Consider the following 12,418-nt stretch of genomic DNA (forward strand, 5'->3'; position numbering starts at 1 on the left):
TGGCCATGGAGGAGAAGCTGCGCTTCGCCATCCGCGAGGGCGGCCGCACCGTCGGTGCCGGCGTCGTCGCCGCCATCAACGATTGAGCTCGAGCAAGCATCCTTAGCAGGGCGCGGCGGGGTCAAGGCCCCGCACACCCCGCCGTCCCTCTCAAGGTTCCAGGATCATGAACGGTCAGAACATCCGTATTCGCCTGAAGGCGTTCGATCACCGCATCCTCGATGCGTCGACCAAGGAGATCGTCTCCACGGCCCGGCGCACCGGCGCGACCATCCGGGGTCCGATCCCGCTCCCGACGCATATCGAGAAGTTCACCGTGAACCGCTCGCCGCACATCGACAAGAAGTCGCGCGAGCAGTTCGAGATGCGCACGCACAAGCGTGTGCTCGATATCGTCGATCCGACGCCGCAGACCGTGGACGCGCTGATGAAGCTCGACCTCGCCGCTGGCGTGGACGTGGAGATCAAGCTCTGAGTCCGCTGAGGACTTAGAGCTTACCGTTTCATCGCGCGAGGGAGAGAACCTATGCGCTCAGGCGTCATCGCACAGAAGGTCGGCATGACCCGCGTCTTTACGGACGCGGGGGAGCATGTCCCCGTCACGGTGCTCAAGATCGACCAGTGCCAGGTGGTTGCCCACCGCACCGTCGAGAAGAACGGCTACGTTGCGCTGCAGGTCGGCGTCGGCAAGGCCAAGGTCAAGAACGTCTCGGCCGCCGAGCGGGGCCGCTTCGCGGTCGCGAAGGTCGAGCCGAAGAAGAAGCTCGCCGAGTTCCGCGTGTCCGAGGACGCGCTGATCCCGGTCGGCGCCGAGATCACCGCGGACCACTTCATCCCCGGCCAGTTCGTGGATGTCACCGGCACGACGACCGGTAAGGGCTTCGCCGGCGGTATCAAGCGCTGGAACTTCGGCGGTCTGCGCGCCACCCACGGCGTGTCGATCTCGCACCGCTCGATCGGTTCGACCGGTGGTCGTCAGGATCCCGGCAAGACCTTCAAGAACAAGAAGATGCCGGGTCACCTCGGCGTCGAGCGGGTCACGACCCAGAACCTGCGCGTCGTGCGCACCGATCCCGAGCGTGGCCTCATCCTCGTCGAGGGTGCGGTTCCGGGCGTGGCCGGCGGCTGGATCCAGATCCGCGACGCGGTGAAGCGCAAGCTCCCCGCCGACGTTCCGCTGCCGGGCAAGTTCCGTGAGAACGGCGCGTCCGCCCCGGCTCCCGAGGCCGCTGCGGCTGAGGAGACCGCGTGATGAAGCTCGATATCAAAACCCTCGACGGTGCCGGTGCCGGCTCGGTCGAGCTCAACGAAGAGATCTTCGGGCTCGAGCCGCGCGCCGACCTGCTGCAGCGCATGGTCCGCTGGCAGCTCGCCAAGCGGCGCGCCGGCACCCATGCCGTGCAGAACCGCTCGGACGTGAACCGGACCCGCAAGAAGCTGTACAAGCAGAAGGGCACCGGCAACGCCCGTCACGGCGCGGCCTCGGCGCCGCAGTTCCGCGGCGGCGGCCGGGCCTTCGGCCCCGTGCCGCGTGACCACAGCCACGACCTGCCCAAGAAGGTCCGTGCGCTGGCTCTGCGTCATGCCCTGTCGGCCAAGGCCAAGGCCTCGACCCTGATCGTCGTCGACGACATCAAGATCGAGGATCACAAGACCAAGGGTCTCGTCGAGCGCTTCGGCAAGATGGGCCTCTCGAACGCGCTGATCATCGGCGGGGCCGAGGTCGACGTGAATTTCGGCCGGGCCGCCCGCGCCATCCCGCAGATCGACGTGCTGCCCGTGCAGGGCATCAACGTCTACGACATCCTGCGCCGCGACACGCTCGTCCTGACGAAGGCCGCCGTCGACGCGCTGGAGGAGCGTTTCAAATGAGTGCCGATCCGCGCCACTACGACATCGTCGTCTCCCCGGTCATCACCGAGAAGGCGACGAACCTGACCGAGCAGAACAAGGTCGTGTTCCGGGTCGCCCCCAAGGCGACCAAGCCTCAGATCAAGGAGGCCGTGGAGAAGCTGTTCGACGTCAAGGTCACGGCCGTGAACACCCTTGTCACCAAGGGAAAGAAGAAGATTTTCCGCGGCCTCCGCGGACAGCGCTCCGACGTGAAGAAGGCGATCGTGACCCTGGCCGAGGGCCACACGATCGACGTCACGACCGGGCTCTGAGGACGGGTTTTAGGGATCCAAGCCGATGGCCTTGAAGACATTCAAACCGGTCACGCCGAGCCTGCGCCAGCTCGTGCTCGTCGACCGCCGTGAGCTCTACAAGGGCAAGCCGGTGAAGGCGCTGACGGAGGGCAAGTCGTCCTCCGGCGGCCGGAACAACCTCGGCCGCATCACCGTCCGCTTCCGCGGCGGCGGCCACAAGCGCGTGCTGCGCAACGTCGACTTCAAGCGGCGCGAGCAGCTCGGCGTCGCCGCAACCGTGGAGCGGATCGAGTACGATCCGAACCGCACGGCATTCATCGCGCTGATCAACTTCCCCGACGGGAAGCAGAGCTACATCCTGGCCCCGCAGCGTCTGCAGCCGGGCGACAAGGTGGTGGCCGGCGAGAGCGTCGACATCAAGCCGGGCAACGCTGCTCCGGTCGGCTCGATGCCGGTGGGCACGATCGTCCACAATGTCGAGCTGAAGATCGGCAAGGGCGGCGCGATCGCCCGCTCGGCCGGCAACTACGCGCAGATCGTGGGCCGCGACCAGGGCTACGTGACCCTGCGCCTGAACTCCGGCGAGCAGCGCCTGGTCCATGGCCAGTGCTTCGCCAGCGTCGGCGCGGTCTCGAACCCGGACCACATGAACATCTCGCTCGGCAAGGCCGGGCGCAACCGTTGGCTCGGCAAGCGCCCGCACAACCGCGGTGTGGCGATGAACCCAGTCGACCATCCGCACGGCGGCGGCGAGGGTCGCACCTCGGGCGGCCGCAACCCGGTCACGCCCTGGGGCGTGCCCACCAAGGGGAAGAAGACCCGGTCCAACAAGCGGACCGACGTGTTCATCCTGTCCAGCCGCCACAACCGCAAGAAGTAATCGCTATGGCACGCTCTCTCTGGAAGGGGCCGTTCGTCGACGGCTACCTCTTCAAGAAGGCCGAGGCGGCGCGGGGCTCCTCGCGTTCCGAGGTCATCAAGATCTGGAGCCGCCGCTCCACGATCCTTCCGCAGTTCGTCGGGCTCACCTTCGGTGTGCACAACGGGCAGAAGCACATCCCGGTCTACGTCACCGAGGAGATGGTCGGTCACAAGTTCGGCGAGTTCTCGCCGACCCGCACCTTCCCGGGCCACGCGGCCGACAAGAAGGCGAAGAGGCGCTGAGATGGGCAAGCAAGCCACCCCCCGCGCGCTCCCCGAGAACGAGGCGAAGGCCGTCGCGCGCATGCTGCGCGTCAGCCCGCAGAAGCTCAACCTCGTGGCGCAGATGATCCGCGGCAAGAAGGTCGACACGGCGCTCGCCGAGCTGCAGTTCTCGCGCAAGCGGATCTCCACCGAGGTCAAGAAGTGCCTCGAGAGCGCCATCGCCAACGCCGAGAACAACCACGACCTGGACGTGGACGACCTCGTCGTCTCCCAGGCCTTCGTGGGCAAGGCGCTGGTTCTCAAGCGTTTCCACGCCCGCGCCCGCGGCCGCGGTGCGCGCATCCTGAAGCCCTTCTCGAACCTCACCATCGTGGTTCGCGAAGTCCGCCAGGCCGAAGCGGCCTGAGGAGGATCTGATGGGCCAGAAAGTCAATCCGATCGGTCTCCGGCTCGGCATCAACCGGACCTGGGACTCCCGCTGGTTCGCCAACAAGGGCGACTATGCGAAGCTCATGCACGAGGACGTCGCGATCCGCGCCGCCCTCATGAAGCAGCTCAAGCAGGCGGCGGTCTCCAAGATCGTCATCGAGCGTCCGCACCGGAAGTGCCGCGTCACCATCCACTCGGGCCGTCCGGGCGTGGTGATCGGCAAGAAGGGCGCGGATATCGAGAAGCTGCGCAAGCTCGTCGGCACGATGACCAAGGCCGACGTGACCATCAACATCGTCGAGGTGCGCAAGCCCGAGATCGACGCCACTCTGGTGGCCGACTCGATCGCCCAGCAGCTCGAGCGCCGCGTCGCCTTCCGGCGCGCCATGAAGCGGGCCGTCCAGTCGGCCATGCGTCTGGGCGCCGAGGGCATCCGGATCAACTGCTCGGGTCGTCTCGGCGGCGCCGAGATCGCCCGCCAGGAATGGTACCGCGAGGGCCGGGTCCCGCTGCACACGCTGCGTGCGGACGTGGATTACGGCACGGCCACGGCGTTCACGACCTACGGCACCTGCGGCATCAAGGTGTGGGTGTTCAAGGGCGAGATCCTTGAGCACGATCCGATGGCTCAGGATAAGAAGGCCCAGGAAGAGGGCGGCCGCTCCGGCGGACGCCGTGAGCGCGATGGCGAGGGCGGCCGCGAGCGCGGACGCCGCGAGCGCGAGCACGCGTAAGGTAGGAAGCCATGCTGCAACCGAAAAAGACCCGCTTCCGCAAGCAGTTCAAGGGCCGCATCCACGGTGCGGCCAAGGGCGGCTTCGAGCTGAACTTCGGCCAGTTCGGCCTGAAGGCGGTGGAGCCTGAGCGCATCACCGCCCGCCAGATCGAGGCGGCCCGCCGCGCGATCACCCGCGAGATGAAGCGCCAGGGCCGCGTCTGGATCCGGGTGTTCCCGGACGTGCCGGTCTCGTCGAAGCCGACCGAGGTCCGAATGGGCTCCGGTAAGGGCGCCCCGGACTATTGGGCGGCCCGGGTCCATCCCGGCCGGATCATGTTCGAGGTCGACGGCGTTGCCGAGAACATCGCCAAGGAGGCGCTCCGCCTCGGCGCCGCGAAGCTTCCGATCCGCACGCGGGTCGTCCAGCGCATCGCCGACTGAACGGAGGATATCGTGAAGTCGACCCAGAGAGTGTCTGATCTCAAGGCCCTGTCGCCGGATCAGCTGAATGACGAGTTGATCAACCTCAAGAAGGAGCAGTTCAACCTGCGCTTCCAGGGGGCCACCGGCCAGCTCGAGAACGTCGCCCGCGTCCGTGAGGTCCGTCGCGACATCGCCCGTGTCCGGACGCTGCAGCGCGCGAAGACGCTGCAGGCGGCCAAGAGCTGATACGGGCCGCTAGGAGAACACCATGCCGAAGCGCATCCTGCAGGGCACCGTCGTTAGCGACAAGGGTGAGAAGACCATCGTGGTCAAGGTGGAGCGCCGCTTCACCCACCCGGTGATGAAGAAGACCGTCCGCCGCTCGAAGAACTACCACGCGCACGACGAGGCGAATGTCGCCAAGGTCGGGCAGACGGTGTTCATCGAGGAGTGCCGTCCCTTCTCGAAGACCAAGACCTGGAAGCTGGTCGAGGGCGACGCCGCCCAGGCCGAGGCCGGCGAGGCCGCCTGATCCTGGGATCCCGGCGGCTGCGGTCTCCGCATCCGCCTGATCCCGGTCCGTGACGCTGCGGGATGGCCCCCGAGACGGGTCCATTCCTGGGTCGCGGCATGACCGGTTCGACGAACGCCCGGACGCAATTCGACTCGTAAGAGCCGGATTCGTGCCGGGCTTCGTCGTTTCGGCATCCTGCGATCTGAATGCGTGTGCAGGCGCCGAGTGGCCGTCTCTGCCGGGACGGCCGATCGGCGCGGTCACGTGGCATCCGGGACGGGGGCTTGCCTGTTCGGCGGTGCCCCAACTCTGCGTCGAGGATCTCTGAGGCTGCGGCCGAGACGGGACGCCCGCTTCTTTCTATTCCGCTATCGGATCGGTGCCTCGGGCCCAAAACAAAACCCCATGGCGATCCTGGGATCGCCATGGGGCTCGGTCTTCAGGGATCGGGCGCCGGACTTGGTCCATCGCCCGGTCTTCGGATCAGGCTTCGCCTTCGTCGAGATCGTCGGCGGTCGGGGTCGCGTTCTCCAGGATTTTCTCGGCGACCAAGCCGGAATTCTGCCGGATGGAGCCCTCGATCTCGGCGGCGATCTTCGGGTTGTCGCGCAGGAAGCCCTTCGCGTTCTCGCGGCCCTGGCCGAGGCGCTGGCTGTTATACGAGAACCACGCGCCGGACTTCTCGACGATGCCGGCCTTCACGCCGAGGTCGATCAGCTCGCCGACCTTCGACACGCCCTCGCCGAACATGATGTCGAACTCGACCTGCTTGAACGGCGGCGCGACCTTGTTCTTCACCACCTTGACGCGGACCTGGTTGCCGATCGCCTCGTCGCGATCCTTCAGGGTCGAGATGCGGCGGATGTCGAGGCGCACCGAGGCGTAGAACTTCAGGGCGTTGCCGCCCGTGGTGGTCTCGGGGCTGCCGTACATCACGCCGATCTTCATCCGGATCTGGTTGATGAAGATGACCATGCAGTTCGAGCGCGAGATCGAGCCGGTCAGCTTGCGCAGGGCCTGGCTCATCAGACGGGCCTGGAGGCCCGGCTGGCTCTCGCCCATCTCGCCCTCGATCTCGGCGCGCGGGGTCAGCGCGGCCACCGAATCGACCACCAGCACGTCGATGGCGCCGGAGCGCACCAGCGTGTCGGTGATCTCCAGGGCCTGCTCGCCGGTATCGGGCTGCGAGATCAGCAGGTCGTCGAGGTTGACGCCGAGCTTGCGGGCATAGACCGGATCGAGGGCGTGCTCGGCATCCACGAAGGCGCAGACGCCGCCCTTCTTCTGGGCCTCCGCGATGGTGTGGAGCGCCAGCGTCGTCTTGCCGGACGATTCGGGGCCGTAGATCTCGATCACCCGTCCGCGCGGGAGGCCGCCGACGCCGAGGGCGATGTCGAGGCCCAGCGATCCGGTCGAGACGGTCTCGACCTCCTGAACCTTGTCGTTCTTGCCGAGCCGCATGATCGAGCCCTTGCCGAAGGCGCGCTCGATCTGAGCCAGGGCGGCGTCAATGGCCTTGGACTTGTCCTTGTCCACGGGGGGCATGTCGACCACTTTCAATGCGGGCTGGGCCATCTGGCGGGCTCCTTATGAAGGGGTTGGACGCAGTTCACAACGCGCGTCGCCACCGCCTTCATGTACCTGTTTTGTTCTATTTCGACAAGGGCGGTCCCGTGGGTTGTGCATAGCCTGCCGGCGCCATCGATGCGGTTCAGGGCGAACCGCGGCCTCCGGCGTGCCGATCCGTCGGGGCATGCCCGGGATCCGGTGCCGCACTCCGTTCAGGGTCCGAACACGGTGGGCGGCACCGGATGCCGGATTTCGCAGGGAAGGGCCGGGACGCTGCCATCGACAACGCCATCGACGACGCCATCGACGCCGTTCAATCGGCCATCGTCTTCTTCACGGTCTCGACGAGCTGCTTCAGACTGAAGGGCTTCGGCAGGAAGTTGAAGGTCTCCCCCTCCGGCAGGTTCTTGCGGAAGGCGTCCTCGGCGTAGCCGGAGACGAAGATCACCTTCAGGTCGGGCTGATGCTTGCGCACCTCCCGCAGCAGGGTCGGGCCGTCCATCTCGGGCATGACGACGTCGGAGACGACGAGGTCGATCGGCTGGGTGCCCTCGCGGACGATCGCCAGGGCCTCGAGGCCGGAGGCCGCCTCCAGGACCGTGTAGCCGCGGGCCGAGAGGGCGCGGCTGTTGACCGCCCGGACGGGATCCTCGTCCTCCACGAGCAGGATGGTGCCCTGCCCCGTATGATCCGCGGCGGGCTTGCGCGGCGCCGGCTTGTCGGCCGTGGCCGGAGCCGGTGCACTCCGCGGCGCGCCGGCATCGCCCGGCTCGGCAGCCGGCCGCGGCGACCCGGAGACCGGCGCGAGCGGCTCCGCGCGCGGGAGCGCCGGCACCGCAGCCGGGGCCGGAACCTCCTCCGGTTCGGCCACGGGCACATGCCGCGGCAGGTAGATGCGGAAGGCGGTCCCCTCCCCGATTGTCGACTGCACGTCGATGGTGCCGCCCGATTGCTTGACGATGCCGAACACCGTCGACAGGCCGAGTCCGGTGCCCTTGCCGATCTCCTTGGTGGTGAAGAACGGCTCGAAGATCTTCTCCATCAGCTCGGGGGGGATGCCCTGGCCGGTGTCGCGCACCTCGATCAGCACGTGGTCGCCGGCCGGCGCCCCGCCGCGTCCCTCCGCATCGGAGGCCGCCCCCGGATCCAAGACGTTCTCCGTCCGGATCATCAGCTTGCCGCCCTCCGGCATGGCGTCGCGGGCGTTGACCGCGAGATTGACGATCACCTGCTCGAACTGGTTGACGTCGGCCTTCACGGGCCAGACCTCGCGGCCGTGCTTCAGCTCCAGGGCGACCCGCTCGCCGAGCAGGCGCTTGAGCAGGAGGGTGAGTTCGGAGAGCGCCTCTCCGACATTCATCACCTCCGGACGCAGGGTCTGCCGCCGGGAGAACGCCAGGAGCTGGCGGACGAGGCCCGCCGCCCGGTTGGCGTTCTGCTTGATCTGCATGATGTCCTGGAAGGCCGGGTCGGTCGGCCGATGGCTCGCCAGCAGCAGGTCCGAGTACCCGATGATCGCCTGCAGCACGTTGTTGAAGTCGTGCGCGATGCCGCCCGCGAGCTGGCCGACCGCGTTCATCTTCTGGGCCTGGGCGACCTGCTGCTCCAGTTGCCGCTGCGCCGTCGTGTCGAGGGCGTACAGGATCACCCGCTCGGCCTCGTCGGTCTGCTGCCCCGGATCGCCGCCGTCGGCGGGGCTGAGCCAGACCCGGGCCGAGCGGCCGCCGGGCCCGGTCAGCTGGACCTCGATGGGTTCCGGATCGGTCCGACCGCTCGCCGCCCGGGCGAGCCCGGCTTCCAGGGCGGTCCGGTCGGCCACGGAATCGGCGACGTTCGGCTCGACCCGGGTCGCGCCGTCACCGTCGAAGGCGCCGTCATCGGCCTGGCGCGGCACCGTGCCGAACAGCCGGGTGAACGAGGCGTTGGCCCGGGCGATGCAGCCGGTCCGGTCGAGGGTCGCGATCGCGATCGGCGAGTTGTTGAGGAAGCGGGCGAGGCGCACCTCGGCGGCGCGCTGCGGCTCGTCGGTCTCGGCCCCGGCGGAGCGGTTGATCACGAAGGTCCGCGACGAGCCGGGCTTGCCGTCCTTGCCGAAGGCGACCCGGTGGTAGAGCCGCACCGGCAGGGTGTGGCCGTTGCGGCGGCGCAGGTCGAGGTCGAAGCGGTCGGTGCGGACCTCGCCCGGCAGGCCGGCGGTGCGCACGAGAACATCCGCCTCCGGGGCGATCTCGGTGAGATGCGGCCCGCCGGGGCCGACGCTGGCGAGATCGTAACCCAGCCAGGCGGCGAGCGTCGCGTTCATGTAGACGATGGCGCCGGCCGGATCGATCGACAGGAAGCCCGCCGGGGCGTGGTCGAGGTAGTCGATGGCGTGCTGGAGTTCCTGGAAGACGTTCTCCTGCCGCTCGCGCTCGGCGGTGATGTCGGCCACCGTCCAGAGCGAGGCCGCCCGGCGCGGACGCGCAAGGGGCCGCACCGAGACGCGGTACCACCCGAAGCCGCGCTCGCCGACCGTCGGCCCGAGGGGCGGCGACATCCGGACCTCCTCGGTATGGGCCCTGGCATCGCGCGAGGCCTGCGACAGGCGATAGACCGCCTCGGAGACCTCCGGAGAGCCGACGAGGATGCGCTCCACCGGCACGAGGTTCGAGAACGTGTCGCCGCTGGCGATCCGCAGATAGGCCTCGTTGGCGTAGATCAGCCGGCCCCCCTCCTCGACGACCAGCTTGCCGTCCGGCGAGGCGTCGACGATCCCCTTGGTGATGTCGTCCCGGGCCGCGCTGCCGCTGAGCTGGAGCGCCCCGATGGCGAGGGCGAACAGGAAGAACACGCCCGCCATGGCCAGCAGGGCCAGCAGCCAGACGATCAGTGACTGGGCCTGCTCGTTGGCCACGAAGGACAGGCCGATGGCGGCGCCGACCAGCAGCCCGGCGAGCACGAGGAGCAGGCCGACCCGGCCCGGCTGCTCCGACCGGTCGATCGAGCCGGTGCCCAGCAGGGCGGACGCCTGCGAGACCGGAGGCCCCGAATTCTGCGGGCCCGCGGCAGGCGCCGGAGGTCCAGTGACGTCGGCCATCGGCTTCATTCCAGAACAGTCACCCGGTTGGTCAGCCGGCCATATCAGGACATGCGGGGCGCGGCACCACTCTCGTCGCGACAAGCCTTGATACAGCCTCGCGAAAAAAGGTGGAGGAAGCGTGGCTTTCCGTCGGCTCCGGCCCGCGGCATGGCGCCGTTGCTAGGCCGCCCGCCTCCGCAGGCGCAGCACGAACCCGATGACCTCCGCCACCGCGCGGTAATGCTCGGCCGGGATCTCCCCGTCGATCTCCACAGTGGCGTGGAGCGCCCGGGCGAGGGGCGGATTCTCGATCACCGCGACGCCGTGCTCGGCCGCCACCGCGCGGATGCGCAGGGCCAGGGCGTCGACGCCTTTGGCGACGCAGATCGGCGCCGCCATGCCGGTCTCGTAGCGCAGCGCCACCGCGTAGTGGGTCGGGTTCGTCACCACCACGGTGGCGGTCGGCACCGCGGCCATCATGCGCTTCTTCACGCGGGCCATCCGCAACTGCCTCAGGCGGCCCTTGACCTCCGGGTTGCCCTCGGACTCCTTCATCTCCTGCTTGAGCTCTTCCTTCGACATCCGGTGACGCTTGCGCCAGCGGAACCGCGCGTAGAGGGCATCTCCCAGGGTGATCGCGAGATGCATGCACAGCATGCCGGCGAGCAGCTTCAGGCTGAGGGTCAGGATCGCCGGCAGGGAGGCGGCCGGGTCCAGGCGGGCGAACACCTCCAGCCGGTCGCGGTCGTTCCACAGCAGCACCGCGCCGACGACGCCCACGGCGCCGATCTTGGCCAAGCCCTTGCCGAACTGGAACAGGGCCTCGACGCCGAGGAGCCGCTTCACGCCCGCCATCGGCGACAGGCGCGAGAATTTCGGCATCAGCGTCTCGGTGGAGAAGACCAGCGGGTGCTGCAGGAGTCCCGCGGCCAGTCCGGCCACGACGGCCAGACCCACCGGCACGGCCACCGCCTGGAGCCACAGCCACAGGCCGCGCGTCATGGCCGCCTTCATCGCCGTGGCGTCGTCCGGCAGGGCATGGGCGTTGGCGAGGTAGGCCTTGAGGCCGTGCAGGAGGTTCGTGGCGATGCTCGGGGCCGCGACCAGCAGGGTCAGGGTGAACGCCCCCAGCATCGCGAAGGTGTTGATCTCGGTGCTGGTCGCGACGTCGCCGCGCTCGATGGCCTGATCGAGCCGCCGTTGGGACGGCTCCTCGGTCTTGTCCTCGTCGTCGGTATCGTCGGCCATCTCGCTTCGCTCTCAGCGCGGACGGGTGATCGGGGCGCGGGCGGTCCGGCCGCTCAGCGGCCGACGTAATCCCCGAGATACCGGCCCAGATCGTCCAGGAAGACGCCCATCATGACGCCGAGGCAGCCCATCAGCAGCAGCATGCCGATCAGCACCGAGGCCGGGACCGCCAGGAAGAACACCTGCAATTGCGGCATCAGCCGCGACAGCACCCCGAGACCCAGGTTGAACAGGATCCCGAAGGCGATGAACGGGCCGGAGATCTGGACCGCCAGGGTGAAGCCCCGGGCCAGCGCCTTCGTGGCCAGCATCAGCGCGTCCGAGAAGGACGGCACGCCGTCGGGGGGCAGAACCTCGTAGCTGCGGGCCACGCCCTCGATGGCGAGATGATGCAGATCCGCGGCGAAGATCAGCGTGATCCCGAGCAGCGACAGGAAGTTGCCGATCGCCACCTGCTGGCCGCCCTGGTTCGGATCCACCGTCATGGCGTAGGACAGGCCGACCTGTGCCGCGATGATCACACCGGCGGTCTGAAGGGCCGCAAGGATCATGCGCACCGTCAGGCCGAGCACCAGCCCGATGATCGTCTCCCCGAACAGGAGCCCGATCAGCCGCGGGCCGGCCACGCCCTCGGTCCCGCCCAGCAGCGGACGCACGGTCGGGAACAGCACCAGGGCGGTGAGCAGCGCGAAGGCGAGGCGCAGGCGCGGCGGCACCGTCTGCTCGCCGATCCCCGGCATCAGCATGATCAGCGTGCCGATGCGCGCGAAGGTGATCAGGTAGGCCGAGGCGATGCCGGGCAGGAGCAGGTTCATCGCGGCCTCTATGGCACGCGTGGGCCGCGCCTGTCCCGGCCGGGGCGGGCATCAGCCGCCGGCCGCGATGCGGGCGGCGATGCGGGTCATGTAGCCGGCCATGGCGTCGCCGATGAAGGGCAGCATCAGCAGGAGCGCGGCGAACACCGCCACGATCTTGGGCACGTAGATCAGCGTCTGTTCCTGGATCTGGGTCAGGGCCTGGACCAGGGAGACCGCGAGCCCGACCGCCAGGGCGACCAGCATCAGGGGCCCGGCCACCTTGAGGAACACGAAGATGCCGTCGCGGGCGACGTCGAGGATGGCGAGGCCGGTCATGGGGATGCGATCTGTACGGAGGGCGCGGGCGGC

At 68.5% G+C, this 12,418-nt stretch carries 17 protein-coding genes; 12 read left to right on the plus strand and 5 right to left on the minus strand.

Going from position 1 to position 12,418, the window contains the following annotated elements; genetic code table 11:
• The 12 genes from ABIC70_RS23885 to rpsQ all read left to right on the plus strand — a co-directional run.
• A partial coding sequence (locus ABIC70_RS23885) for an EF-Tu C-terminal domain-related protein (RefSeq protein WP_449566872.1) occupies positions 1-86 on the plus strand: 86 nt, incomplete at its 5' end.
• An 80-nt stretch (positions 87-166) separates the two neighbouring features.
• Positions 167-475 (plus strand): 30S ribosomal protein S10, encoded by a 309-nt coding sequence (gene rpsJ, locus ABIC70_RS23890; RefSeq protein WP_043351245.1) that lies wholly within the window; start codon positions 167-169, stop codon positions 473-475.
• Between the two features lie 51 nt (positions 476-526).
• Positions 527-1,252 (plus strand): 50S ribosomal protein L3, encoded by a 726-nt coding sequence (gene rplC, locus ABIC70_RS23895; protein WP_043351246.1) that lies wholly within the window; start codon positions 527-529, stop codon positions 1,250-1,252.
• Complete coding sequence (gene rplD / locus ABIC70_RS23900) at positions 1,252-1,872, plus strand: 50S ribosomal protein L4 (protein WP_043351248.1); 621 nt, start codon at positions 1,252-1,254, stop codon at positions 1,870-1,872. The genes rplC and rplD overlap by 1 nt, the downstream gene beginning before the upstream one ends.
• Positions 1,869-2,165: a 50S ribosomal protein L23 gene (locus ABIC70_RS23905; RefSeq protein WP_012319188.1), complete on the plus strand. Its 297-nt coding sequence runs from the start codon at positions 1,869-1,871 to the stop codon at positions 2,163-2,165. The genes rplD and ABIC70_RS23905 overlap by 4 nt, the downstream gene beginning before the upstream one ends.
• A 25-nt stretch (positions 2,166-2,190) precedes the next feature.
• The gene (rplB, locus tag ABIC70_RS23910) at positions 2,191-3,027 is read left to right on the plus strand and encodes a 50S ribosomal protein L2 (protein ID WP_020094256.1); all 837 of its coding nucleotides are present in this window, start codon (positions 2,191-2,193) and stop codon (positions 3,025-3,027) included.
• Between the two features lie 5 nt (positions 3,028-3,032).
• The gene (gene rpsS, locus ABIC70_RS23915; RefSeq protein WP_012319190.1) at positions 3,033-3,311 is read left to right on the plus strand and encodes a 30S ribosomal protein S19; all 279 of its coding nucleotides are present in this window, start codon (positions 3,033-3,035) and stop codon (positions 3,309-3,311) included.
• Position 3,312: 1 nt separating this feature from the next.
• Complete coding sequence (rplV, locus tag ABIC70_RS23920; protein ID WP_012319191.1) at positions 3,313-3,699, plus strand: 50S ribosomal protein L22; 387 nt, start codon at positions 3,313-3,315, stop codon at positions 3,697-3,699.
• 10 nt (positions 3,700-3,709) lie between these two features.
• Positions 3,710-4,456, plus strand: a complete 747-nt coding sequence (gene rpsC, locus ABIC70_RS23925) for a 30S ribosomal protein S3 (protein WP_012319192.1) — start codon at positions 3,710-3,712, stop codon at positions 4,454-4,456.
• A gap of 11 nt (positions 4,457-4,467) precedes the next feature.
• Positions 4,468-4,881 (plus strand): 50S ribosomal protein L16, encoded by a 414-nt coding sequence (gene rplP, locus ABIC70_RS23930; RefSeq protein WP_043384884.1) that lies wholly within the window; start codon positions 4,468-4,470, stop codon positions 4,879-4,881.
• A 12-nt stretch (positions 4,882-4,893) separates the two neighbouring features.
• Complete coding sequence (gene rpmC, locus ABIC70_RS23935) at positions 4,894-5,109, plus strand: 50S ribosomal protein L29 (RefSeq protein ID WP_043346669.1); 216 nt, start codon at positions 4,894-4,896, stop codon at positions 5,107-5,109.
• A gap of 22 nt (positions 5,110-5,131) precedes the next feature.
• Positions 5,132-5,395, plus strand: a complete 264-nt coding sequence (rpsQ, locus tag ABIC70_RS23940) for a 30S ribosomal protein S17 (RefSeq protein ID WP_043346666.1) — start codon at positions 5,132-5,134, stop codon at positions 5,393-5,395.
• Positions 5,396-5,860: 465 nt separating this feature from the next.
• Here the strand turns inward: rpsQ and recA are convergent, their stop codons facing one another.
• The 5 genes from recA to fliQ all read right to left on the minus strand — a co-directional run bounded on the left by recA (position 5,861) and on the right by fliQ (position 12,385).
• On the minus strand, positions 5,861-6,922 hold the full coding sequence (gene recA, locus ABIC70_RS23945) for a recombinase RecA (protein ID WP_391526775.1): 1,062 nt from the start codon (positions 6,920-6,922) through the stop codon (positions 5,861-5,863).
• 337 nt (positions 6,923-7,259) lie between these two features.
• Positions 7,260-10,022, minus strand: a complete 2,763-nt coding sequence (gene cckA, locus ABIC70_RS23950; protein WP_078947320.1) for a cell cycle histidine kinase CckA — start codon at positions 10,020-10,022, stop codon at positions 7,260-7,262.
• Between the two features lie 162 nt (positions 10,023-10,184).
• Entirely contained in the window at positions 10,185-11,252 is a 1,068-nt protein-coding gene (flhB, locus tag ABIC70_RS23955; RefSeq protein ID WP_043384892.1) for a flagellar biosynthesis protein FlhB, read from the minus strand.
• Between the two features lie 53 nt (positions 11,253-11,305).
• Positions 11,306-12,067, minus strand: a complete 762-nt coding sequence (fliR, locus tag ABIC70_RS23960; protein ID WP_043351488.1) for a flagellar biosynthetic protein FliR — start codon at positions 12,065-12,067, stop codon at positions 11,306-11,308.
• Between the two features lie 51 nt (positions 12,068-12,118).
• Positions 12,119-12,385 (minus strand): flagellar biosynthesis protein FliQ, encoded by a 267-nt coding sequence (gene fliQ / locus ABIC70_RS23965; RefSeq protein WP_043351489.1) that lies wholly within the window; start codon positions 12,383-12,385, stop codon positions 12,119-12,121.
• Positions 12,386-12,418 lie beyond the last annotated feature (33 nt).

The sequence above is a fragment of the Methylobacterium sp. 1973 genome (assembly GCF_040545035.1).
Classification (GTDB): Bacteria; Pseudomonadota; Alphaproteobacteria; order Rhizobiales; family Beijerinckiaceae; genus Methylobacterium; species Methylobacterium fujisawaense.

Excerpts from the sequence above, each read along its gene's own strand:
- fliQ (WP_043351489.1), bottom strand. The coding sequence starts at position 12,385 with ATGACCGGCCTCGCCATCCTCGACGTCGCCCGCGACGGCATCTTCGTG.
- ABIC70_RS23905 (WP_012319188.1), top strand. The coding sequence starts at position 1,869 with ATGAGTGCCGATCCGCGCCACTACGACATCGTCGTCTCCCCGGTCATC.
- recA (WP_391526775.1), bottom strand. The coding sequence starts at position 6,922 with ATGCCCCCCGTGGACAAGGACAAGTCCAAGGCCATTGACGCCGCCCTG.
- rpsQ (WP_043346666.1), top strand. The coding sequence starts at position 5,132 with ATGCCGAAGCGCATCCTGCAGGGCACCGTCGTTAGCGACAAGGGTGAG.
- rpsJ (WP_043351245.1), top strand. The coding sequence starts at position 167 with ATGAACGGTCAGAACATCCGTATTCGCCTGAAGGCGTTCGATCACCGC.
- rplP (WP_043384884.1), top strand. The coding sequence starts at position 4,468 with ATGCTGCAACCGAAAAAGACCCGCTTCCGCAAGCAGTTCAAGGGCCGC.
- rplD (WP_043351248.1), top strand. The coding sequence starts at position 1,252 with ATGAAGCTCGATATCAAAACCCTCGACGGTGCCGGTGCCGGCTCGGTC.
- cckA (WP_078947320.1), bottom strand. The coding sequence starts at position 10,022 with ATGGCCGACGTCACTGGACCTCCGGCGCCTGCCGCGGGCCCGCAGAAT.
- rpsC (WP_012319192.1), top strand. The coding sequence starts at position 3,710 with ATGGGCCAGAAAGTCAATCCGATCGGTCTCCGGCTCGGCATCAACCGG.
- rplV (WP_012319191.1), top strand. The coding sequence starts at position 3,313 with ATGGGCAAGCAAGCCACCCCCCGCGCGCTCCCCGAGAACGAGGCGAAG.
- flhB (WP_043384892.1), bottom strand. The coding sequence starts at position 11,252 with ATGGCCGACGATACCGACGACGAGGACAAGACCGAGGAGCCGTCCCAA.
- rplB (WP_020094256.1), top strand. The coding sequence starts at position 2,191 with ATGGCCTTGAAGACATTCAAACCGGTCACGCCGAGCCTGCGCCAGCTC.
- rpsS (WP_012319190.1), top strand. The coding sequence starts at position 3,033 with ATGGCACGCTCTCTCTGGAAGGGGCCGTTCGTCGACGGCTACCTCTTC.
- fliR (WP_043351488.1), bottom strand. The coding sequence starts at position 12,067 with ATGAACCTGCTCCTGCCCGGCATCGCCTCGGCCTACCTGATCACCTTC.
- rplC (WP_043351246.1), top strand. The coding sequence starts at position 527 with ATGCGCTCAGGCGTCATCGCACAGAAGGTCGGCATGACCCGCGTCTTT.